The sequence below is a fragment of the Caproicibacterium sp. NSD3 genome, assembly GCF_053613275.1.
In genome coordinates this window covers 1,683,426-1,704,463 of record NZ_CM132119.1, presented here as the reverse complement: position 1 = coordinate 1,704,463, position 21,038 = coordinate 1,683,426, and the positions used below count along the sequence as shown (strand labels likewise).

23 protein-coding genes, 1 tRNA gene and 1 pseudogene are annotated in these 21,038 nt (G+C 46.4%); 12 read left to right on the top strand and 13 right to left on the bottom strand.

Annotation, left to right across the window (positions count from 1 at the left end; translation table 11 throughout):
* Window positions 1-52: 52 nt before the first annotated feature.
* The 3 genes from ACVS9P_RS08255 to ACVS9P_RS08245 all read right to left on the bottom strand — a co-directional run bounded on the left by ACVS9P_RS08255 (window position 53) and on the right by ACVS9P_RS08245 (window position 1,718).
* Window positions 53-409 (bottom strand): hypothetical protein, encoded by a 357-nt coding sequence (locus ACVS9P_RS08255; RefSeq protein ID WP_452103100.1) that lies wholly within the window; start codon window positions 407-409, stop codon window positions 53-55.
* A gap of 22 nt (window positions 410-431) precedes the next feature.
* On the bottom strand, window positions 432-716 hold the full coding sequence (locus ACVS9P_RS08250) for a hypothetical protein (RefSeq protein WP_452103099.1): 285 nt from the start codon (window positions 714-716) through the stop codon (window positions 432-434).
* A 264-nt stretch (window positions 717-980) separates the two neighbouring features.
* Window positions 981-1,718, bottom strand: coding sequence for a DUF4417 domain-containing protein (locus ACVS9P_RS08245; RefSeq protein WP_452103098.1), 738 nt, complete (start codon window positions 1,716-1,718; stop codon window positions 981-983).
* A gap of 467 nt (window positions 1,719-2,185) precedes the next feature.
* Here ACVS9P_RS08245 and ACVS9P_RS08240 point away from each other — a divergent pair, with 467 nt between their 5' ends.
* The 3 genes from ACVS9P_RS08240 to ACVS9P_RS08230 all read left to right on the top strand — a co-directional run bounded on the left by ACVS9P_RS08240 (window position 2,186) and on the right by ACVS9P_RS08230 (window position 2,947).
* Complete coding sequence (locus tag ACVS9P_RS08240) at window positions 2,186-2,296, top strand: Mu transposase domain-containing protein (RefSeq protein WP_452103097.1); 111 nt, start codon at window positions 2,186-2,188, stop codon at window positions 2,294-2,296.
* Between the two features lie 43 nt (window positions 2,297-2,339).
* Window positions 2,340-2,465, top strand: a complete 126-nt coding sequence (locus tag ACVS9P_RS08235) for a hypothetical protein (protein WP_452103096.1) — start codon at window positions 2,340-2,342, stop codon at window positions 2,463-2,465.
* A gap of 185 nt (window positions 2,466-2,650) precedes the next feature.
* Entirely contained in the window at window positions 2,651-2,947 is a 297-nt protein-coding gene (locus tag ACVS9P_RS08230) for a hypothetical protein (protein WP_452103095.1), read from the top strand.
* A gap of 1 nt (window position 2,948) precedes the next feature.
* On the opposite strand, the gene ACVS9P_RS08225 is transcribed toward ACVS9P_RS08230, so the two are convergent.
* Window positions 2,949-3,644, bottom strand: coding sequence for a helix-turn-helix transcriptional regulator (locus ACVS9P_RS08225; RefSeq protein WP_452103094.1), 696 nt, complete (start codon window positions 3,642-3,644; stop codon window positions 2,949-2,951).
* A 289-nt stretch (window positions 3,645-3,933) separates the two neighbouring features.
* Here ACVS9P_RS08225 and ACVS9P_RS08220 point away from each other — a divergent pair, with 289 nt between their 5' ends.
* The 3 genes from ACVS9P_RS08220 (at window position 3,934) to ACVS9P_RS08210 (ending at window position 7,601) form a co-directional block, all read left to right on the top strand.
* The gene (locus ACVS9P_RS08220) at window positions 3,934-4,308 is read left to right on the top strand and encodes a RidA family protein (protein WP_452103093.1); all 375 of its coding nucleotides are present in this window, start codon (window positions 3,934-3,936) and stop codon (window positions 4,306-4,308) included.
* A gap of 162 nt (window positions 4,309-4,470) precedes the next feature.
* Window positions 4,471-6,111: a tryptophanase gene (locus ACVS9P_RS08215; protein WP_452103092.1), complete on the top strand. Its 1,641-nt coding sequence runs from the start codon at window positions 4,471-4,473 to the stop codon at window positions 6,109-6,111.
* Window positions 6,112-6,251: 140 nt separating this feature from the next.
* Window positions 6,252-7,601 (top strand): sodium-dependent transporter, encoded by a 1,350-nt coding sequence (locus ACVS9P_RS08210; protein WP_452103091.1) that lies wholly within the window; start codon window positions 6,252-6,254, stop codon window positions 7,599-7,601.
* A gap of 631 nt (window positions 7,602-8,232) precedes the next feature.
* Here ACVS9P_RS08210 and ACVS9P_RS08205 read toward each other — a convergent pair.
* Window positions 8,233-9,276, bottom strand: coding sequence for a GntR family transcriptional regulator (locus ACVS9P_RS08205; protein ID WP_452103090.1), 1,044 nt, complete (start codon window positions 9,274-9,276; stop codon window positions 8,233-8,235).
* Between the two features lie 291 nt (window positions 9,277-9,567).
* Here ACVS9P_RS08205 and araA point away from each other — a divergent pair, with 291 nt between their 5' ends.
* The 4 genes from araA (at window position 9,568) to ACVS9P_RS08185 (ending at window position 15,331) form a co-directional block, all read left to right on the top strand.
* Window positions 9,568-11,043 carry an L-arabinose isomerase gene (gene araA, locus ACVS9P_RS08200; protein ID WP_452103089.1) on the top strand — a complete coding sequence of 492 codons (1,476 nt, stop codon included), beginning with the start codon at window positions 9,568-9,570 and terminating at the stop codon, window positions 11,041-11,043.
* Complete coding sequence (locus ACVS9P_RS08195; RefSeq protein WP_452103088.1) at window positions 11,037-11,738, top strand: L-ribulose-5-phosphate 4-epimerase; 702 nt, start codon at window positions 11,037-11,039, stop codon at window positions 11,736-11,738. The genes araA and ACVS9P_RS08195 overlap by 7 nt, the downstream gene beginning before the upstream one ends.
* A gap of 11 nt (window positions 11,739-11,749) precedes the next feature.
* Window positions 11,750-13,351 (top strand): xylulokinase, encoded by a 1,602-nt coding sequence (locus ACVS9P_RS08190; RefSeq protein ID WP_452103087.1) that lies wholly within the window; start codon window positions 11,750-11,752, stop codon window positions 13,349-13,351.
* A gap of 159 nt (window positions 13,352-13,510) precedes the next feature.
* On the top strand, window positions 13,511-15,331 hold the full coding sequence (locus ACVS9P_RS08185) for an alpha/beta hydrolase family protein (protein ID WP_452103086.1): 1,821 nt from the start codon (window positions 13,511-13,513) through the stop codon (window positions 15,329-15,331).
* Window positions 15,332-15,798: 467 nt separating this feature from the next.
* Here the strand turns inward: ACVS9P_RS08185 and ACVS9P_RS08180 are convergent, their stop codons facing one another.
* Window positions 15,799-16,173 carry a hypothetical protein gene (locus ACVS9P_RS08180; RefSeq protein WP_452103085.1) on the bottom strand — a complete coding sequence of 125 codons (375 nt, stop codon included), beginning with the start codon at window positions 16,171-16,173 and terminating at the stop codon, window positions 15,799-15,801.
* A gap of 412 nt (window positions 16,174-16,585) precedes the next feature.
* Between ACVS9P_RS08180 and ACVS9P_RS08175 the strand changes: the two genes are divergently transcribed.
* A complete protein-coding gene (locus ACVS9P_RS08175) occupies window positions 16,586-16,717 on the top strand; it encodes a hypothetical protein (RefSeq protein WP_452103084.1) in 132 nt (43 codons plus the stop codon).
* Window positions 16,718-17,168: 451 nt separating this feature from the next.
* Here ACVS9P_RS08175 and ACVS9P_RS08170 read toward each other — a convergent pair.
* The 6 genes and pseudogenes from ACVS9P_RS08170 to ACVS9P_RS08145 form a co-directional block, all read right to left on the bottom strand.
* Window positions 17,169-17,460 (bottom strand): annotated as a pseudogene (locus tag ACVS9P_RS08170) (hypothetical protein); the annotation flags it as partial.
* Between the two features lie 35 nt (window positions 17,461-17,495).
* Window positions 17,496-17,891: an arsenate reductase ArsC gene (locus ACVS9P_RS08165; RefSeq protein ID WP_452103083.1), complete on the bottom strand. Its 396-nt coding sequence runs from the start codon at window positions 17,889-17,891 to the stop codon at window positions 17,496-17,498.
* 22 nt (window positions 17,892-17,913) lie between these two features.
* Window positions 17,914-18,261, bottom strand: coding sequence for a thioredoxin family protein (locus ACVS9P_RS08160; protein WP_452103082.1), 348 nt, complete (start codon window positions 18,259-18,261; stop codon window positions 17,914-17,916).
* A 35-nt stretch (window positions 18,262-18,296) separates the two neighbouring features.
* Window positions 18,297-19,058 (bottom strand): DUF2703 domain-containing protein, encoded by a 762-nt coding sequence (locus tag ACVS9P_RS08155; RefSeq protein WP_452103081.1) that lies wholly within the window; start codon window positions 19,056-19,058, stop codon window positions 18,297-18,299.
* Window positions 19,059-19,071: 13 nt separating this feature from the next.
* Window positions 19,072-20,085, bottom strand: a complete 1,014-nt coding sequence (locus ACVS9P_RS08150) for a permease (RefSeq protein ID WP_266161709.1) — start codon at window positions 20,083-20,085, stop codon at window positions 19,072-19,074.
* A gap of 90 nt (window positions 20,086-20,175) precedes the next feature.
* Window positions 20,176-20,499 (bottom strand): ArsR/SmtB family transcription factor, encoded by a 324-nt coding sequence (locus tag ACVS9P_RS08145; protein WP_266161708.1) that lies wholly within the window; start codon window positions 20,497-20,499, stop codon window positions 20,176-20,178.
* A 217-nt stretch (window positions 20,500-20,716) separates the two neighbouring features.
* On the opposite strand from ACVS9P_RS08145, the gene ACVS9P_RS08140 reads away from it, so the two are divergent.
* Window positions 20,717-20,788, top strand: coding sequence for a hypothetical protein (locus ACVS9P_RS08140; RefSeq protein WP_452104689.1), 72 nt, complete (start codon window positions 20,717-20,719; stop codon window positions 20,786-20,788).
* A gap of 126 nt (window positions 20,789-20,914) precedes the next feature.
* Here the strand turns inward: ACVS9P_RS08140 and ACVS9P_RS08135 are convergent.
* Window positions 20,915-20,998, bottom strand: a tRNA-Leu gene (locus tag ACVS9P_RS08135).
* Window positions 20,999-21,038: the final 40 nt, after the last annotated feature.

The following is a 21,038-nucleotide window of genomic DNA, read 5'->3' as shown; positions in this document are numbered from 1 at the left end:
GGGGAACTCCTTAGTAATAAAAGATTTAAATTCAGGGACTCCATCGAGATTGTTAATCGAGATTCTGAAATCTGGATAGCTCTTTACCAAATGCAAAAGAATGTGTCTGCACCGCTTTTTTATTATAATGTCCTGTCAATAATTTCTGCCTGCGTAATAATATCCCGCAGCTTGTCACAACCCACTTTGTATTCAAAAGCTCATCGACGGTATCATAAACGGTACAGCCTTTTTCTACGCGAGTACACGGCCCAATCGAAAATTTCATTTTGTCGTTCGGCCAGACTGAACTGAGAGTGTAGTCAATTCCTTTCCACTCAAATTTCACATCTCCGCCTCTTGACATACAGCTTTTAAATTCACTTAGGGTTTTAAACTGATTTGCATCTTCGTTAACGGTTAATATCATAGGAATCTCTCTTTATTTGTATTTAGATCGTACGGTCGATTACTGTGACTTTCGTAATCACGTCGCGAAGCCGGTCTTTACCAACCATGTATTCCAGGGCATCATCTGCGGTGCTAAAATATTCCGTCGTATCAGGCTGGTTGTAAAGATAGATGATGATCTTTCCTTGCGTATGAGAAACACCATATTTTTGACCGGCCCAATCAAATTCCACTTCGCCGCCGCAACTCATACACCACTTGAAATCACTGATATTGACAAAACGATTCTGTTCCGGGGTGTTCCCTTGAATAATTTTTCCTCCCATGTAAGAATAGCCTTCATGCTTTTTGAATTCCGGAGCGCCGTCCGGATAATTGATTGGTTTACTAAAGTTTGGATGATTGTTTTTCCACGTTATGATATGATCATGAGGTTCAGTATGGGCTTTTGGGTTACCATGATCCGTATTATGGCGTTCTCTGTCGCCTAACCCATTATCACCTATATGTATCTCCCTGTATCCATATTTATTTATATCACCCGGATTACCGACAAGGCGTTGATCCTCCGGCTTGTTTGGGTTTGATTTTCATTTTCCACCATAGGCACTGTCCATTCCAGTTTGTACGAGGCTACTATAATTCTGACAATTCTCATTTACAACAGATCCGCTTTTAATAATAAGATTACTTCCTACCGGAAGAGGCGCTTCTCCGCAAATATATTTTGCGTATTTGGATGGAGTGTATGAGTCTTTGTCCATGTACTTCCATGAACTGCGATCATAATCGACAAATACAATATCGCCCTGCATCTCTGGAAATGGCTCATTGTAGCAGATGATTTTCTCCGGTTCAATCCGGCGAAGCATTTCATTATAGCCCTTGAGAAAAAACTCTTTTTGATCCTGACGATTGTCATGCTCTGATACCATATAAGTCGAAACCGCAACCGTGGAACCCTTTTTAATTCCATCAAAGCAAAACTCAAACGTGTTTTCGTTTCCCCAGCTTACAGTTGGAATGACGCGAATTCCCTTTGATGCAAAATAGGCGCCGCACCAGCGGTTCCGAAATGTATTGTAGAGTTGCAGAACAGGTGCCATCTCAACATACATGCTGAAGTCGGGGGAGAGTACTGCGCGATAGTGTTTTAGCTTCTCCAGATCAGTACCTGGATTTTTCCATATGCGTTCAAATTTGTAGTCATACAGAAAGAAATGAACCATCCGGTTAAAATGCTTTGTGTCATTAGGACCTATTTTATCGAACCCTATGAGAAGCAAATCATGAAAGTCATTTGGTTCCACTTTGAATTTAGGAATCACTGGAATATGTTTTTGTGACTACACTGCCGTTCGGCGGCTACAGCTATGTGGAAGCATTCTTTTTCATGAATCAGGAATGTTGGACAGCGGCACATGTCAATACCTACAGGTACTTTGGCGGTGTAGCCAATCATTCAATGCGATAACCTGAAAACCGGTGTGGACAAGCATGGGCGTAATGAGGTTACGCTGAATCAAACCTACCGTGAACTTGCCGAGCATTATGGTATGGCAGTCATCCCTGCAAGAGTCTGTGCTTCTGAGGATAAGGCAATTAAAGGGCACGGTTGGGTAATCTCCACCTTCATACTGGCCACAAACCGCAAGGAACAGCTGCTATCTCTGTCAGAGCTGAACACTACTATCCGGGAACGGCTGGAGGTCTTTAGCCACAAGTTGTTTCAAAAGAGAGACGGCAGCCGGGCGTCGTCGTTTGGGAAAGAGAAGCCGTTTTTTGCTGCCTTTGCTTGCCAAGACCGTTTGAGTTGGCAACGTGGAAAGTGGCGACTGTCGGGCCGAACTATCACATTTCCGTCGACAATATGAATTATTCCGTTCCATATGAATACATTAAATAGAAAGTGAATGCACGCATCACGAAGGGAACCGTGGAGATTTTCTTTGACACAAACCGCATCTGCTCTCACCCCAGACTCTATGGCAGGGCGAATCAGTATAGCACTGTGGAAGACCACATGCCGCCGAACCACCAGCAATACGTGCAGTGGAACGGCGAGCGCTTCGTAAAATGGGCGGCTAAGATCGGGCATAATACCGAAACTGTTGTCCGAGCCATTCTCGCTAGCTACAAGGTCGAGCAGCAGGGCTACAAAGTCTGTATGTGGCTTCTGAAACTCGTCGATAGTACTCTCGGCGGAACGCCTTGAAAACGCCTACAAAAGAGCACTGACATATACGCGCCGCGGCCATCCTTGAAAAATGTGCAGACCATTCTAAGCTCCGGACAGGATAAGATTCAGGATGATTCCACGTCACAGCCTTTCTCCTCCTCGCAGTATGGGTTTACCCGTGGCGCGGATACTACGACAGGAGGAATTAAGGATGCTGACAGAAAACACAGCACGCGTCTTCCGAGTGCCGGGTCTGTAAAGCTGAGCGCCTTGATTTCCAGATTGAGCTGTTATAATTTCAAATGGACGCCGGTCGGGCTTCGCATCGGCAAGAAGATCTGCGTCTTTCTGCGCTGGAGACCGAATGGATTCTTTTAAGTCACTCAGTGGAGTTCTCATCTGAATGTTTTTCCCGGCTGATTTTGCTGAGGTAACGGTAAATGCTGGCCTGAGAGCAGGAGAGATGTTTCGCCACCGCCGGAATGGCGCCTTTCAGCATAAAAATGCCTTTCTTTTCTAAGAGTTTGATGATTTTAAGCTTTTCCTCCTGAGTCAGCCGGTCGGTCGGGATATTGGCATTGCTCGCAACCGCCTGAAAAGCATCCTCCGTGGCAGAAAAAATATTATTGTAAAACGTCTCATGCTCCATGCTCTCCGTGGCGGTGATTTCAATGTTTTTGGTCGCGTAGTCGTCGGGGTGGCAGAGGGAAAAAACCTTTTCTGACAGCTCCCGGTAACGGCTGTCGTCAAAATTGATACAGAGCAATCCGACCAGTGCGCCGTGCTCGTCCTTGATAAAAAGGGTTGAGCAGCGCAGGACCTTGCCATTGGCGGAAAGCCCACGGTAATTCAGCTTCCAGTTTTGAGTTAGGTAAGCTTTTTCGGCAATGAGCTGCATGGCCACATTGGTCAGCGGCGCGCCAACGCCGCGCCCACTGATGGATCCATTGGCAATGGCCACAATGGCAGGTTGCTTGCAAGACAGGTCATGCAGTGCAATTTCGTAATCCGGCCCCAGCATATGGCCCAAAAACTCAACCATTAATGCATAGTGGCGGCTCAACTCGGCAGTCATAAAAATCTCCTCTTTCTCAATGGTGTAAATCGGTTGCCATCAGCCGTTTAAACTCTTGTCTTATAAAGATCATCCTATAAAATATAGCACCAATAATAAAGCAAATCAATAAAATTTTCTTAAGACATTCTTATTACCTTTAGAGAAAGGTAGCATAAAGTCACATCATTTATAGTGATTTCGCCCAGTAATTTTTATCTTATAAAATTTTTTATAAATATTTTTACAAATGTGTTGACAATATTTTATTGCGATGATAATATTTTATTGTGAAAAGGAGATGAATCCTATGAAACAGAAAATCAACACTGAAAAGGCGCCCGCCGCAATCGGCCCCTATTCGCAAGGGGTAAAAGCAGGAGGCTTGGTCTTAACATCTGGCCAACTGCCGATTGATCCCTCCACCGGCGAGTTTCCCAAGGGCATCGAAAATCAGACCCGCCAATCGCTTGAAAACTGCAAAAGCGTTCTGGCCGCTGCAGGGATGTCGATGGACGAGGTTATAAAAACCAACGTGTACCTCAGCGACATGAATAATTTTGCTGCTATGAACAGCGTATACGCTTCGTTCTTTGACGGTATCTATCCAGCGCGCAGCGCGGTGGAGGTCGCGAGACTCCCCAAGGACGCACTGGTGGAAGTCGAGTGTGTCGCCGCCGAATAAAAGCTGTCACTCATTTCTCCGGGCAAACGGGCCCAACTCCCACGTTTATTTTCTGAAAGGTACTGTCCGCTAGTCGCCTAGACCGGATAGAAGGCCGGCCGCCGATGACCGGGGTATCCTCTAATAATGGCGTCAAACGCCAAAAATGGAGGTATATAATCAATGAAATACCCATTAAACGTTGCAACCCCTAAATCCTTCGCTTATGTCAAGCGAAATATCCCTTCGGTCACTGTTGAGCAGCGTGAACGTGCTCTGAAGGCTACGCATTACAATGAGTTTGCGTTCCCCGCGGGCCTGCTGACTGTCGATATGCTGTCTGACTCCGGCACCACCGCCATGACCGATGTGCAGTGGTCGGCTATGTTCCTGGGCGATGAGTCCTACGGACGCAACAAGGGCTATTATGTCCTGCTGGACACCTTCCGCGATATTTTTGAGCGCGGCGGCGAGAAGAACTGGAAAAAGATCATTGATTTAGTCCGTACCGACTGCACCGACATCGATAAGATGATGGATGAGGTGTACCTTTGCGAATACGAAGGCGGTCTGTTTAACGGCGGCGCTGCGCAGATGGAGCGCCCCAATGCCTTTCTCATCCAGCAGGGCCGTGCCGCTGAGTCCGTCCTGATGGAGATCGTTAAAAACGTTTTGGCTAAACGTTATCCGGGCAAGGTATTTACCATTCCCTCCAACGGGCACTTTGACACAACTGAGGGCAACATCAAACAGATGGGCTCCATTCCCCGCAACCTGTACAATAAGGACCTGTTGTTTGAAGTTCCCGAGGGCGGCAGGTATGCGAAAAACCCGTTCAAGGGCAACATGGATACCAAAAGGCTGGAGCAGCTCATTAAGACCTGCGGTCCCGAAAATGTGCCTTTGATTTTCACCTGCATTACGAATAACCCCGTTTGCGGACAGCCGGTTTCTATGGCCAACTTACGCGAGGTAAGCCGTATTGCGCACGAGTACAATATTCCTTACATATTCGATGCCGCACGCTGGGCTGAGAACGCCTATTTCATCAAGACCAATGAGGACGGTTATGCCGACAAATCCATCGCTGAGATCGCTACCGAGATGTTCAAGTACTGCGATGGGTTCACTATGTCCGCCAAGAAGGACGGCCATGCTAACATGGGCGGCATGCTTGCCTTCCGCGACAAGGGCCGGTTCTGGAAGAACTTCTCTGAGTTTAACCCGGACGGCACGGTCAAAACCGACGTCGGCGTTCTGCTGAAGGTGAAGCAGATCTCCAGCTATGGCAATGATTCTTACGGCGGTATGTCTGGCCGTGACATTATGGCTTTGGCTGCCGGCCTGTATGAAAGCTGCAAATTCGACTATCTGACAGAGCGTGTGGACCAGTGCAATTATCTGGCAGAGGGCTTCTATAAGGCTGGCGTCAAGGGCGTTGTAATTCCCGCCGGCGGACATGGCGTATATATCAACATGGATGTATTCTTCGATGGCAAACGCGGCCATGAAGACTTCGCAGGCGAGGGTTTCAGCTTGGAACTGATCCGCCGTTATGGTATCCGTGTTTCCGAACTGGGCGATTACAGCATGGAGTACGATCTGAAAACGCCGGAACAGCAGGCTGAAGTCTGCAACGTGGTGCGTTTTGCAATCAATCGCAGCCAGCTGAGCCAGGAACACTTGGACTATGTCATCGCAGCGGTAAAGGCATTGTATGAGGATCGTGAGAACATCCCCAATATGAGAATTACTTGGGGACATAATCTTCCTATGCGTCACTTCCATGCCTTCTTGGAACCGTATGCTCCTTCGAAAAAATAAATTTTCCCTAAGCTGAACGGCCTTTTCGGCAGAGCCGAAAAGGCCGTTCAGCGATTCAATGTAAGTTTTCCTTAACTGTATTTTATAAAATCGAGGTACAATCCCGGGTTAAAACCGTGTGATTGAATGGAGGAAATAATATGGCTTCCGAAACTTGTGCTCCCGCGACCCGTGATGGCTTTTCGTCGAAATGGGGATTCACTCTAGCGTGTATCGGTTCCGCTGTCGGCATGGGCAACATCTGGCGCTTTCCTATTCTGGTTTCCCAATGGGGCGGCATGACTTTTTTGATTCCTTATTTCATTTTTGTCATTCTTATCGGCTCTACCGGCATCATTGAGGAAATGTCGCTGGGACGGGCCACAGGAGCCGGCCCTATTGGCGCTTTTGGTACGTGCACCGAGCTTCGCACCGGAAACAGAAAGATCGGCGAAACCATCGGTCTGATCCCCGTTCTGGGTTCACTGGCGCTGGCAATCGGATATTCCTGCATTGTAGGCTGGATCTTCAAATACCTCTTTATGGCGTTGGACGGTTCTCTGACCGGATTGGGCAGTGATCTAAATGTCATCAGCGGCACATTCGGCGCCACTGCTTCCGCGTGGGGCAACAACGCATGGCTGATTATTGGCCTCGCCGTCAATTTTGCTATCATGGCTCTGGGAATCGCCAACGGCATTGAAAAAGCGAATAAAATTATGATGCCCGTGCTGTTCGTGCTGTTCGTGGGCCTAAGCATCTATATCGCCACTTTGCCCGGCGCTTCCGAAGGATACAAATACATACTCACCGTTAATCCGGGCGGCCTCGCGGACCCCAAACTGTGGATCTACGCCTTTGGTCAAGCGTTCTTCTCGCTGTCCGTTGCGGGCAACGGCACCGTGATTTACGGCTCCTATCTGAGCAAATCCGAGGCAATTCCCAGCTCCGCCCGCAACGTGGCGATTTTTGACACGCTTGCCGCGCTTCTGGCAAGTTTCGTCATCATCCCCGCCATGGCGGCCGGTTCCGCTAAACTCTCTTCCGGCGGCCCGGGCCTGATGTTCATCTATCTGGTCAAGGTATTTAACGGTATGCCTGGCGGCCGGGTCGTCGGCATGGTCTTCTTCGTTTGCGTGCTCTTTGCCGGCATCAGTTCTCTAGTCAACCTGTATGAGGCTCCCGTCGCGACTCTGCAGGAGAAATTTGGCATGAAGCGCCTAACCGCCGTCCTCACAATCGGTGTGATTGGTTGCGTCGTAGCGCTGCTGATTCAGGCGATTGTCTCCGGTTGGATGGACGTCGTATCCATCTATATCTGCCCGCTGGGCGCTCTGCTGGCAGGCGTCATGTTCTTGTGGGTTGCTGGAAAGAAGTTTGCTCTCGAAAGTGTCAATGAGGGGAGCAAAAAGCCGATTGGCAGCTGGTTCTATCCGCTGTCAAAATACGTATACTGCGCCTGCGCTCTTGTTGCTCTGATTTCCGGCGCAATTCTCGGCGGCATCGGTTAAGGCAGAAGAATCACTTTACGAAATGTCTAATCTGTTCACCGGCAGCGCACTTAAGTTTTTCTTACGCTGCTGTGGACCAGTTCCCTAATTTGTATTCTTACTTCTTCGTTTAACTATATAAAAACAGACAAAGTTTTCCGTTTCCCTCCAGAATGGGCGTCCTGCACCCGCATTCTGCACAAAGGATCGCAAACTTTGTCTGCTTCTTTACTTAAAGCTGTCTCCTGCAGACGAGCTGGTGTATCAGTTTCTGGATAAAAAGCGTGCCAAAGGCAAACCGTATTTCGTGTACATGACCGCCGGGAAAAGAATAGCCATTGTCTTTCAGAGGTTTCTGAAGTAATATTTTATCATTGTATAATAATATACCTGCAATCCTATATGAAAAAACGAACGTATCTGTTTTGAATAGAATTGTCTGTCATAAGTATCCTCCTATAGTCTAATTGAAATATTGCTTCCTAAGGTTTGATTCCTTTTAAATTCATTTAAGCGGGGACCTCCATTATTAAATGGGGGTCCCCGCTTGCTATATCCTATATTTTTTCGTATTTACTGCATATAGCATAATGGCAAAATTTAATGGGAGGAGACCTGTCCCTTCCGCTGCATCCAGAAAGAAGGCCCGTTTTTATTCCCAGGGCATAACAGTGTTTTCTTCATGTTTGCCGTCGATAATGCTCAGCAACTTATTTGCCGCAAGCTGTCCAAGCTTTTCCTTGGGATGAACCAAAGAGTTAAAATCAATGCCGTGCTGCTGGCCGGACAGTGTTCCGTCAAAGCTCCTAAGCGCAGTCAGTTTGCCCGGCGTTTTTTCATAATAAGAAAGTACCTGCATAGCTACTTCGTCGTTATAACATAGAATCGCCGTACATTCGGAAAGCATTTTCGACCGAGCCATCTGCTGCTCGATGGAAAGCTTCGTTTCGGTATTGAACCAAATAATACAGTCATCATTGATTCCAATTTCTTCTTTGGTAAGCGCGTCGATATAACCGGAATAACGTCGAATGCCCTGAATATCATCACATTTGAAAATACCTCCGATTAGACTGTGCCCTTTGCGTATCAGTTCCAGCGTTTGGCTATAAGCGCCTTTATAGTCTTCCGTAACCACACAAACGATTTTATCATGCTTGTCTTCAAACAGTTCAGGATAATACCCGTTAATAAATACCAGCGGTATATTCTTATCCGCAAGAAATTTATAAAAAGTCAGATTTGGATTTGGAAACGCTGTCTTTGTGCCCTCGATGATTATGCCGTCAACGGAATTGATGGAAAAATTGCGCAGGATTTCACGTTCTTTAGCAATACTGCTGTTTGTAGCAGACAGCATAAGGGAATAGTGATTTGCTGTCGCTACATTCTCAATACCCCGCAGGATCGAGGGAAATATATAAGTGCTGATATAGGTCGTGATTACCGCTATGCGCATGGTCTGCTTGATTATGGCTGCTGAATCTGTAATATAGGAGCCGCTTCCTTGAACTTTACTGATAAATCCATCTTTTTCAAGCTTTTCAAGCGCCTGACGCACAGTTTGACGACTAACGCCGTAGGTTTCGGCAAGCTCCAGTTCCGTAGGAAGCTTATCCCCAGATATATACCCGCCGCTCTTGATAGTGTCGGTAATATGTGAATAAAGCTGTATGTATTTTTTTTGTGAGTTCAATATAAATCAGCCCTTTTTTGTACGACTTCTTTCACTAGATTATATATCATGCAGCCGTTATAAAGCAAGTAAATTCTAAAATATAGTACAAATATCTTCACTCCGTCTAAATATAAGTACAAATCCAAAAATATTGACTAACTTGCATGTTATATACTTGTAACAAGCGATAAAACTAGGTTAAATTCATAATTAGTATTGACATAGTATTAATTTATGTGATAATCTTAAGACAAATTATACTACATATTTAAGCCGTACAACAGGAAGCATTCTAATGGAGGAATTGCCATGAAACGATTAGATCAAAGCGAGTTTTGGTTTGTAGTAGGAAGCCAGTTTCTATATGGGCCGGAGGTACTGGAGACGGTTGCCGCACGCGGGGCGGAAATGGCTGAGAAGATGTCTCGGAGGTTGCCGTGCAGACTGATATATAAGGGAACGATAAAGACTGCCGATGAAGCGACAAAGATAATGAGGGAGGCTAATTACAGCGACTCCTGCTGCGGCGTCGTGACATGGTGTCATACGTTTTCACCCAGCAAGATGTGGATAGAGGGCCTGCGCATACTTCAGAAACCACTCTGCCATTTTGCTACGCAGTATAATCGGAATATACCGAACGATGAGATGGATATGGATTTCATGAATCTGAATCAGGCGGCGCATGGGGACCGCGAGCATGGATTCATCGGGGCTCGTATGAGACTGACGCGTAAGGTTATTATGGGCTTCTGGCAGGATGAGGAGCCGCTTGCCGAACTCGGGGAATGGATGAGAGCGGCCGTCGGCTACAAAGCCAGCCGGGAATTGCGGGTCATGCGTTTCGGAGACAATATGCGCGAAGTCGCGGTCACAGAGGGCGACAAGGTTGAGGCGCAGATAAAGTTCGGCTGGCAGGTTAACACGTGGCCTGTCGGCTATCTCGCAGAGGAGATAAAAAATGTCGCGGAATCAGAAATAGATGAGAAGATTGATGAATACAGAAAACGTTATTCCTTTGCAACCGATGATATCGCGACGGTGCGTTACCAAGCCAGAGAAGAGCTTGCCATGAGGCATCTCTTCAAAAATGAAAAGATCGGCGCGTTCTGCAATACATTTCAGGATCTGTATGGGATGGAGCAGCTGCCCGGACTCGCGAGTCAGAACCTCATGGCCGACGGTTACGGCTATGGGGCGGAGGGAGACTGGAAGCTTGCCGCACTGACAGCGGTCGTAAAAGCAATGACAGAAGGAATGTCCGGCGGCACGGCTTTTATGGAGGATTATACCTATAATCTGGAGAAGGGACGGGAGTATTCACTCGGAGCACATATGCTTGAGGTATGTCCTTCGATCGCGGCTGGGAAGCCGCGCATAGAAGTGCATCCGTTGGGTATCGGAGAGCGCAAAGACCCAGCGCGTCTCGTCTTTGAGGGCAGAGCCGGAAAGGCCACAGTCGTTACGCTCATAGACATGGGCGAGCGTTTTAGAATGATAATGCAGGACATCGAATGCGTCAAGCCCATCTGCAAGATGCCAAATCTGCCGGTTGCACGTGTCATGTGGAAGGGAATGCCCGACCTCTGCACGGGCGTAAAGATGTGGATCATGTCCGGCGGATCACACCATAGCGTGCTGACTTACGATGCAAGTGCCGAAATGATGACCGACTGGGCCGAAATGAACGAGATCGAGGTCATACATATAACAAAGGATACGACGGTCGAAGGACTCAAACAACAGCTGTTTCTGAACGATCTCGCCTGGAAACTGAAATGCTAGAAAATTTGAAAGAGCAGGTTTGCAGAGCAAATCTGCTGCTGCCGGAATATGGGCAGGTGATTTTCACATGGGGAAACGTAAGCGGCATCGACCGGGAAAAAGGGCTTATGGTGATCAAACCGAGCGGCGTGGATTATAAAAAACTGAGGCCAGAGGATATGGCGGTAATTGATGTCGAGAGCGGAAAGCAGGTAGAGGGAAAGCTCCGGCCTTCGTCGGACACGGATACTCATCTTGAGATTTACCGTAATTTCCGGAATGTCGGAGGGGTTGTCCACACCCACAGCCGCTGGGCTACTACGTTTGCTCAGAGCGGCATGGGTATACCGCCGCTCGGCACAACGCAAGCGGATTATTTTCACGGCGAGATCCCATGCACACGTGAAATGACGGCGGAGGAAATAAACGGCCGTTATGAGCTGGAAACAGGAAAGGTGATTGTGGAAACCTTTGAGGGTAAGGATCCGGAGAGCGTTCCGGCCGTACTCGTTCACAGCCATGGCCCCTTTGCCTGGGGCACGGATCCCGTGAATGCGGTACATAATATCGTCGTTTTGGAAGAGGTCGCTAAAATGGCCTGGCAGAACCTGATGATGGACAGAGACATTCGATGGATGCAGCAGGAGCTTTTGGATAAACACTACTTTAGAAAGCATGGGGAAAATGCTTATTACGGGCAGACAAATGAAAAATGAGGGGCAGCTGTATGGCAGATGAAGAAAAGAGTATACGGGCAATTGAAAAAGGTGAAACCAGCCTTGGCATAGAGCTTGGTTCCACCAGAATAAAAGCGGTGCTCATTGATTCGGAACATCAACCCATAGCCAAAGGATACGTGGAATGGGAGAACCGGTTCATAAACGGCATCTGGACTTATAGTATCGATGAGGTCATAAAAGGTCTTCAGGGCTGTTACGCGGATCTTTTATCGGATGTACGGGAGAAATACGGCGTTGAACTCATCACCGTCGGCTCCATCGGCATCTCCGCGATGATGCACGGTTACATGGCTTTCGGAAAAAGCGGAGAACTGTTGGTGCCGTTCAGAACGTGGCGCAATACTACGACAGGTGAAGCGGCAAAGAAGTTGACGGAGCTTTTCGGCTATAACATTCCCCAGCGATGGAGCATAGCGCATCTCTATCAGGCAATTCTGAATAGGGAAACCAGTGTTCCGGAAATAACCTACCTCACAACGCTTGCGGGTTTTATCCATTGGAAACTGACCGGCAGAAAGGTGACAGGCGTCGGCGATGCGAGCGGAATGTTCCCGATTGACCCGGATAATGGCGGATATGATGCGAGAATGGCCGCACAGTTTGACAGTCTGATCGCTGAAAATCACTATCCGTGGAGATTGGAAGGAATCATGCCAAAAGTTCTCCCTGCCGGTGAAAATGCGGGGACGCTGAGCGAAGAGGGCGCCAAGCTGCTTGATCCGACAGGAAAACTGAGACCGGGTATTCCTTTCTGCCCCCCCGAAGGGGATGCCGGAACGGGAATGGTGGCGACAAACAGCGTAAAAATCCGTACGGGAAACATAAGTGCCGGAACAAGCATTTTCGCGATGATAGTTCTGGATAGACAGATGTCAAGGGTGTATCCGGAGATAGACTTGGTTACGACACCTTCGGGCAAAATGGTCGCGATGGTTCACTGCAACAACTGTACAGGGGATATTGACGCCTGGATAAAATTGTTTGGCGAATTTGCCGATACTGCCGGAACGAAAGTAGAAAAGGATAGGCTTTACGAGCTTTTGTACGGCAAGGCCCTGGAAGGCGAGAGTGACTGCGGCGGATTATTATCTTATAATTACTATTCGGGTGAACCCGTAACGGGTTTTGACAAGGGGCGGCCTTTGTTTATACGGAAGCCCGATTCCAGATTTACGCTGGCAAACTTTATGAGAGCCAATCTGTACGCGGCGCTGGCCTCACTGAGATTGGGATTGGATAATTTGTTCGAGAAGGAAAACGTGAAGGTCGACTGCATAACCGGCCACGGCGGTTTCTTCAAGACAAGAAATATAGGACAGCATATGATGGCGGCCGCTATTAATAAACCGGTGACGGTAATGGATACGGCCGGCGAAGGCGGGCCTTGGGGAATGGCCGTGCTCGCGGCATATATGCGGATGCGAAAGGAACGGGAGACACTGGAAAACTATCTGGACAACAGGGTGTTTTGTAAGAGCACCAGCACGACGGTTTCGCCCGACAGGAAAGATGCCGAAGGTTTTGAACGTTTCCTCAGAGAATACAAAGAAGGGCTGCCGATTGAAAGAGCGGCTGGTTCATTTTTTTAAAAGGAGATTATCCGTGAAGGGGAAGTGAGGAGCTGATTGGATAAAACCATTTATTTTACGAGCGTACAGCTAAATAAACAACGGAAGGGGTGTGAGAAGGGATTAATAGATCGGTTAGGCCAATATTATTAAACAGCGCAACATGAAAGGGAGGAAAATATGAAAAAGCCATTGTCAAAATCGACCCCGCTGAAGCTGTTGTACATTGCCTTGTCCATTCTGTTTCTGTCGGCTTTGGTGATCAAAGGCGTCGATAATTCGTGGTGTTCTGTTGATGTCAAAAAAGCTTCGACGGTCAGCCCGAATGGTTATCTGATGAGTTATAAACTTTATATTCCGAAATCCGCTACACCCCAAACCCCAGCGCCGGCTCTCATATATATGGTTGGCGGCGGCGCGTCTCTGGATGAAAGCTCAATGGTTGCGGTAGAGGCTTCCAGAAGAGGCTATATTGTTATCGTTACGGATGTCCCGGGCAACGGGCTTTCCGAGCCTGTTATGGGAGGGAGCAGCGGCGGGGCCGCTCCTGTCAACTCGATGAGTGAAGGTCTGAACTATACCGCAGAATCCATCGAAATTGTTAAGTCGCTGGCTATGACGGACAAATCACAACTGGTTCTTGCGGGACATTCCATGGGCGCTTATTATACATCCGTTATGGCCCAGAAATATGCGAATGAGATTACTTCCTGCATTGCTCTGGGCACTTTTGGATACTCTGGCAAATTGGATAATCCGACAAATTTCAATTTTGCGCTGATTGTCGGAAAGGGCGACGAATCCGTTCTCTATCGCTCTACCAATGCCAGGACTCTGTCCGACGCCATCCAATCTCCCGACTTAAAGACGATGTTTGGCGTAGATAAGAGCAGTAATATTGAAATTGGCAAGGTGTACGGGAACTATAGCAATAAGACGGCGCGAGTCTTGTATAACCCCAATGAAATGCATATGATGGAGCCGGATTCCGCGACGGTTGCGAAACTGGTCATGGGAGAACTCACGGCCTCCACAACGGCCCCGAAAGCGCTCAGCAACTCCAACCTCGTCTATTGGATAAAAGACATTGCCATGCTGTTGGCCTTCCTGGATATGGGGCTGCTGCTCTATGCATTGGTTAAGCTTCTGTTGGAGACAAAGGTGTTTTCTGGTCTGGTACTGCAAAGAGAGTCACGATATATCGGATACGAGCCCAAATCAAAGCCGTGGTATATCGCCACCGTTATCCTGGCTGTCCTCTGCGGTTGCCTGTATATCCTTGGATGGCAGTATTACAGCAATTTGCCGCTTCTAAACAGTCTCGGAAATGCAGGCGGCAAGTGTGCGTGGTCTGTTGGGACGGCAATCCTTTTGCTGATCTTCGTAATGATATTCCATCAGACCCGTGGTAAGAAGAACCACGCGACACTGGGCGATTACGGCCTGGCAACAACGGAGTCCACGGGATTCAGTTTCAAATATATTCTGAAGTGTTTTGCTTTTGCGTTTACTACATTTGCCATTGTCTATGGTTTGTTTGTATTCTATACAACTTTCACGAACTGCAATATCCATGTCGTGCTGTTTAACAGTGAACTGAATCTCCTTGAGCCGACAAAAGTTGCCCATAAATACATACCGATCCTGTTGCTTATGTTTACGTTTATTTTCGTGAACGCAATTGCGCAAAAGACGATTGCCGGAAATGATAATAATATGAAAAAGGATATTATTTTCACGAATCTGGTAGGAACAATTGCCATGCTGTTAATATTTGTTGCGTTCGTATTTGGTCTTCTGGTGCCGCATGTCTGCCTGTTTGCCGCAAACCGCGGCTGCTTCGGCGCCGAAACTTTGCTTGGTGTATCGGCAGGCTTCTGGCTGGTCAATATATCCTGCTATTATCTCAACAAAAAGACAAATTCAATTTGGGCCGGTACGATTACGGCAGCCGTCTTGATGACATGGTTGACCGTCTTTGCTACAGGTATGACATTCTGAACTGCTGACAACTAAACAACCTTCATCTGATGTGATGGTTCTGCTTCTGAAAAGAGTAGGGCCATCACATCAGTGCTTTCAAGGAGAAACAGCTCTGTACCGGTTTTACTGCAAGCATGAAAAACGGTCTGGTCTATTCTGTCCCAGACCACAGTTACCTGCCTAAGAAAAGCTGCAACCGGAAGCTTTTCTTAGGCATAGGTATCGCATTTCGCGATACCTATTTTTTTATTATCAAAAAAATAAACCTTCGGTTCTGCCGGAGGAGCAAAAGAAACCTTTAGGAATAAAGCAGTCCCCTGAAGTACAAGAGTAAAGGTGGAGACGAAGAGGGTCGGACTCTCGTCCCGCAGGTTTTCTTGCGGATGCGAACCGTACGCTCTCTTAAATTATGCTTAACGCGGGCCCTTTTAGCTTTTTACTTTAACAATATGTTCCATAAATCAGAGGGTTGATTTGAATTCTCACTATGTTTGGATAGTAAAGGTTATGTGATGACCTTTAAATCGGTTTCTTTGACCGAAATGATAGGTATACGTATTCATAAAAATATTCGTTCTGATCAAAACAAACCTGCCAGTATCGTCCCGTTGTTGTTCATAACAAATCCAGTCAAGCATACCTTTATGAACTCCGTCTTCTGCATAGCAATCCTTTTCAACAATTAGTTCAACGCGATCATATATTTTTATTTCTGCCGTATCTTTATTTTGAAACCGAAACCATGCTTTCGCTATTTTTGTGTTGTTTTTAACCAGGTATTCCGGTGGGGATATAACAACCAAATCCATTTCTTCAACGGATATACAGGCAATCTCAGGGAGTAAGTCCGTATTGCTCAAAGCTTACAAGCCAATTCCCATTACTATCTTGAAAAGGAATGGGATGAGACTTTTCCAAAAGCGGCAATCATCATGATTCAGGCTGGTATTGCCAATTCGAGCTATGAATGAATCGCCCATTCGTGACTATTTATTTTATGGTCTTGAGCGCTTGTCTCAAATATCGTGTTTCACAAATTTGCGTGATTTGATAAAATGGGCTTGTTGTAATGCTAGTTTATATGAAAACTATTAATTTCTACTTGAAAAGGTATTTTAAACCGTTCTATTACTGTTACTTTTGTAATAATGTCGTGAAGCTTTATTCCACCAATCAAAAAGTCCAAAATTTCATTGAAAAAGAATACGGTTTTGTTCACGTAGGTTCTGAATAAAATGACTTTTGTCATGGTGTAATTTGCTCAGCTTTTGAATGAAACAATTAAATGGTACGGTCGATTACTGTGACTCGTCCATTACAAGATACAATCTTGATCAGTACAGCAAAGCCAGAATGTTGGAAAAAGCTAAAATAGAGGAACAAGAAAATCTTTACACAGCATAAGTAAAGTTAGGCTCCAAGGCAAAAACGCCTTGGAGCCTGATTTTTTTCTGAAACATAAGTACAATCCAATCTTAAAATAAAAAGTTGCTTCAATCATTTGAACATCGGTTTAAAAAGAGGTCAATTTATAATATCAAAATAGAGGTCATCAGAACAAGTCTAACGACCTCTATTCGCTTCGGAAAGCACTCAAAAAGTGGCAATTGGACCTTCCCCTTTGTTTTTCTACTGACCAAAGAAGATCGCCAGGAATAAAGGGCTTTCTCCAGCGAATTATAGAAAAATCAAAAACTATTTTTTTTTATGCAGTCTCTATCAACAGAACAGTATCAAAATTTTGGAAAGACTTAAAACAATGAATAAGAATATGGCCCCAAGACAAAAATGCCTTGAGGCTTAAAGACTTTTAATTCTATTCTTTATTTAATATGGCTATTATATAGTGTAATGGTCAAGCGTTTTTGTAACACAGCTGTCTAAATTGATTCAATCCATACCTTGCCTCATAGGGCGTTTGATAATCGTTGTACGAATGTGGGTGGGACCTGATTGTACCAAACATAGGCGAACTCTGAAACAGCATGTGCCAATTCTTCATCGGTTCGAAAGTTGAAGCGATTGATCAATTCTGCCTTAAAAGTATTGTCATAAGGACACCCTGCGGCGCTCATGCTCTGCGTGATACCGTGTTCGATAAATTGAACGAAAGTAAACTGGCTTCCCTGATTGGAATGCAATATCAAAGTCATTCTAATTTTCCGGCCGACATGCTAAGTCTCTATTTCAATGATTTTGCTAAGTCTGTAATTTTACCCTCAATTGTATGCATTACGGAAATGAACTCTGCATCGTTTTTCCCCGTTGGGTCAGGTAGTCCCCAATCCTCACGGCGCTTACACGGCAGATACGGACATTCCACATTGCAGCCCATTGTAACAACCACATCCACGGGAGGGAGTGCCTCAAGCAGCTTCGGGCACTGACTTTGTTCCATATCGATTCCATAGAGCTGCTTCATAAGGCGAATCGCATCGGGGTTTATGCGGTCTTTCAGTTCCGTTCCAGCAGAATAACTTTCAAAAACATCGGCGGCAAGGTGCTTTCCCAGTGCCTCGGCGATCTGACTTCGACAGGAGTTATGGACGCAGATAAAGGCTACCTTTGGTTTACTCATGCTAAAACCGTCCTTATAAAAATTATCTGACTTTTTGCAGAAGCTTCACAACTTCCTCGGCCTTTAAAACCTTGCCGAAAGAAACCACTTTTCCATCTATCACAAGGGCGGGCGTTGACATTACGCCATAGGCTGCGATTTGTGAGAAATCAGTGACATGGTCAATCGTCGTATCCATGCCGAGTTGCTCCAACGCTGCTTTAGTAGCCGCTTCAAGCTGATTGCATTTTGCGCAGCCGCTTCCAAGTACTTTCACACTCGCGCCCTCGGTTTTAGCACTTTCAGCTTTTGCCATGCTTTCCGCATTGCAGTTTCCTCCGCAGCAGGAGGAGGAGGTCGTTTCTTCCTTTTTCTTTCCGAACAGTGACATATTCATTACGCTCCTTTATAAGTTGATGTTATTGGTTAGCAGCAGTTGCCCCCGCAGGAGCATGCTGATTTACTGGCTTTCCCCTCGTAAAAAATTTTCAGATTATCCGGCAGTGTATAGTCGCCGCAGGAACAATCGCCTGTTGTTCCGAATACGGTTTTCAGAATTGCCTCGGCAAGCATCTCTTTTGGGGGTACTTCATAACTTTCCCTTTTGTATTCGAACACCCGGCAGTCAACATCAGTTCCGCTTATTTCACTACAGCATCCGCAACTGTTTTCTTTTACGAACCCGCAAATGTCCTGACCATTTACACGGATCGTCGGAGAGGAAAGAAACCTAAACCGTTCAGCAAGCTCCGCAGATTTCATCTCGATTTTGTTATACTCAACATCCAAACCGGCAAGCCGCAGCGCGGGGGTAAGCGTTGCCATTACTTCATCAAGCACAGCGTCCGTTCCGATGCAGCGGTTACAGGTCTGCAAATCAAGATAGAGATACTCAACGACAATCTTCTTTTCAGAAGATGTGTCGCATCCGCAGGAACAGCCGTCTCCCTCAGATTCCTGTGCACCGTTCGGCGGTGTCCAGCCGGTATCGTCGCCGACATAGGTAATCGCACCAACCGGACAGCGGTTTCCGCAGCCGTGGCAATGGTCAATGCATGCCTCCGGATTTTTTACGACGGGTGACGGAGCCTTTGAGGGATCATAAACACCGTGGGAACACTTTGCAGCACAGGTGCCGCACTCCGCGCAGGTCAGATAGTCAATAACAGGATACCATGTCTTTGCCATAATACTTTCCTCCTTATATGATGAATCCCTGAATCGCGTTAAAGAAGTAGCCTACAAGGATAATGCCTATGGTACAGATACCAATGAACAGTGCCAGCAGCTTCGGCTTCACCGCCTTGCGGAGCATGATCATGGACGGCAGGGACAACGTGGTTACGGCCATCATAAAGGAGAGGATCGTGCCAAGCTGCGCTCCTTTGTATAACAGTGCCTCCGCAATCGGAATTGTGCCAAAAATATCTGCGTACATCGGCACACCAATCAGGGTTGCCAGAATAACACCAAAGGGATTTTTGCTGCCGAGCACAAGCGACACCCATTCCGCTGGAATCCAGTTGTGAATGACCGCACCGATGCCGACACCGACTAAAATATAAGGAAACACTTTTTTGAAAGTGGACAGCATTTGCTCCTTTGCATAAATCAGCCGGTCTTTCTTTGTCAGATCGGGGGATTCAATATCCACACTGCCCGCTGACAGAATAAAGCTTTCAACATATCTCTCCATATGCAGTTTCTCGATAATCGTACCACCGACAACCGCGACAACCAGACCGACGGCCACATAGATGATTGCCACCTTTGCTCCAAAGATGCCCATCAACAGGAGCAGCGATCCGAGATCCACCATCGGAGAGGAAATCAGGAACGAGAACGTCACGCCGACCGGAAGCCCAGCTGATGTAAACCCGATGAACAGTGGTATGGAGGAGCAGGAACAGAACGGCGTCACCGTCCCAAGGAGTGCCGAGATGCAGTTGGCCCAGACACCATGAAAACGTCCAAGAATTCGCTTGCTGCGCTCTGGAGGGAAATAGCTTTGAATATAGCTGATGAGAAAAATCAGGAAACACAGAAGTATCGTAATCTTAATTACGTCGTACAGGAAGAATTCAATGCTTCCGCCCAGCCGTGCCGACGTATCAAGTCCAATAGCGGATAGGCCTCTTCCAATCAGCCCATCCAGCCACTTCATGGCAAGAATCTGATACTGGAAGAAATCCCAAATTGCTTTTAGTATTTGCACTGGATAAAAACCTCACTTTCGATAAAAGGACAATCATATCAAAATATTTTGATGTATTCTGCTTTAAAAAAGCCATCATCCAGATAGCTTTTAGTATTTGCAGCAAATGCAGCCAATATTCTCTTCGGCTACTGCGTTGGGCGTTGTCAATTCTTTCAGTAGAGTACCAGCATAAGCGCTGCCCTTTTCACTGATTTTGTAATGTGTCCATTTGCCTTCCTGACGGCTCTCCACAATACCTGATTCAACCAGAATCTTCATGTGATAGGAAAGCCCCGACTGCCCTAAGTCCAATTGTTCCAACAAAATGCAGGCGCATTTTTCCCCGCCGCGAAGAAGCTCAAGTATCCTTAAACGTTTTTCATCACACAATGCTTTGAACACTTTTGCATGTTCCTCATAAACGGTTGCCAAGTCATCACCTCATATCAAAATTATTTGATGTGTTATTAGTATATGCGTCAAATCAAGTTTTGTCAATATGAAATACGCAATATCATTATTCAGTTTACGCCTGACGCAGACGATAAGCGCGTCCGATGTCGATTTTTCCGATGTGGCACAAAGCTGCAATGTTTACAATAAATACGTTTTAAAAGCAGCATCTGTACCAGAATAAGAACATACTTATTTGGGAATTGCTATTTATGGAAGTAAGAAAAAAGTAAATAAGTTAACAGGATTTATGCCTCTTCTGAAATAATTAGCGTAAAAAGAAGCGCAGTCGTAGAGCTTTCTCTCTGCGGCTGCGCTTTTTCTATTTTATAGTCTACAAATAAAATAGACGACACAAAAAGAGCCACGAAACATTTTAGTTTCGTGGCCTAGATGGTGCGGGTAACAGGATTTGAACCTGCATGCTGTTGGCACCAGAACCTAAATCTGGCGTGTCTGCCAATTCCACCATACCCGCATAAAAAAGCAACAGCATTTTTACTGTTGCTTTTATTTTA

Excerpts from the sequence above, each read along its gene's own strand:
- ACVS9P_RS08160 (WP_452103082.1), bottom strand. The coding sequence starts at position 18,261 with ATGTCACTGTTCGGAAAGAAAAAGGAAGAAACGACCTCCTCCTCCTGC.
- ACVS9P_RS08185 (WP_452103086.1), top strand. The coding sequence starts at position 13,511 with ATGAAAAAGCCATTGTCAAAATCGACCCCGCTGAAGCTGTTGTACATT.
- ACVS9P_RS08220 (WP_452103093.1), top strand. The coding sequence starts at position 3,934 with ATGAAACAGAAAATCAACACTGAAAAGGCGCCCGCCGCAATCGGCCCC.
- ACVS9P_RS08210 (WP_452103091.1), top strand. The coding sequence starts at position 6,252 with ATGGCTTCCGAAACTTGTGCTCCCGCGACCCGTGATGGCTTTTCGTCG.
- ACVS9P_RS08215 (WP_452103092.1), top strand. The coding sequence starts at position 4,471 with ATGAAATACCCATTAAACGTTGCAACCCCTAAATCCTTCGCTTATGTC.
- ACVS9P_RS08190 (WP_452103087.1), top strand. The coding sequence starts at position 11,750 with ATGGCAGATGAAGAAAAGAGTATACGGGCAATTGAAAAAGGTGAAACC.
- ACVS9P_RS08175 (WP_452103084.1), top strand. The coding sequence starts at position 16,586 with ATGAAACAATTAAATGGTACGGTCGATTACTGTGACTCGTCCATTACA.
- araA (WP_452103089.1), top strand. The coding sequence starts at position 9,568 with ATGAAACGATTAGATCAAAGCGAGTTTTGGTTTGTAGTAGGAAGCCAG.
- ACVS9P_RS08255 (WP_452103100.1), bottom strand. The coding sequence starts at position 409 with ATGATATTAACCGTTAACGAAGATGCAAATCAGTTTAAAACCCTAAGT.
- ACVS9P_RS08250 (WP_452103099.1), bottom strand. The coding sequence starts at position 716 with ATGGGAGGAAAAATTATTCAAGGGAACACCCCGGAACAGAATCGTTTT.
- ACVS9P_RS08225 (WP_452103094.1), bottom strand. The coding sequence starts at position 3,644 with ATGACTGCCGAGTTGAGCCGCCACTATGCATTAATGGTTGAGTTTTTG.
- ACVS9P_RS08155 (WP_452103081.1), bottom strand. The coding sequence starts at position 19,058 with ATGGCAAAGACATGGTATCCTGTTATTGACTATCTGACCTGCGCGGAG.
- ACVS9P_RS08165 (WP_452103083.1), bottom strand. The coding sequence starts at position 17,891 with ATGAGTAAACCAAAGGTAGCCTTTATCTGCGTCCATAACTCCTGTCGA.
- ACVS9P_RS08195 (WP_452103088.1), top strand. The coding sequence starts at position 11,037 with ATGCTAGAAAATTTGAAAGAGCAGGTTTGCAGAGCAAATCTGCTGCTG.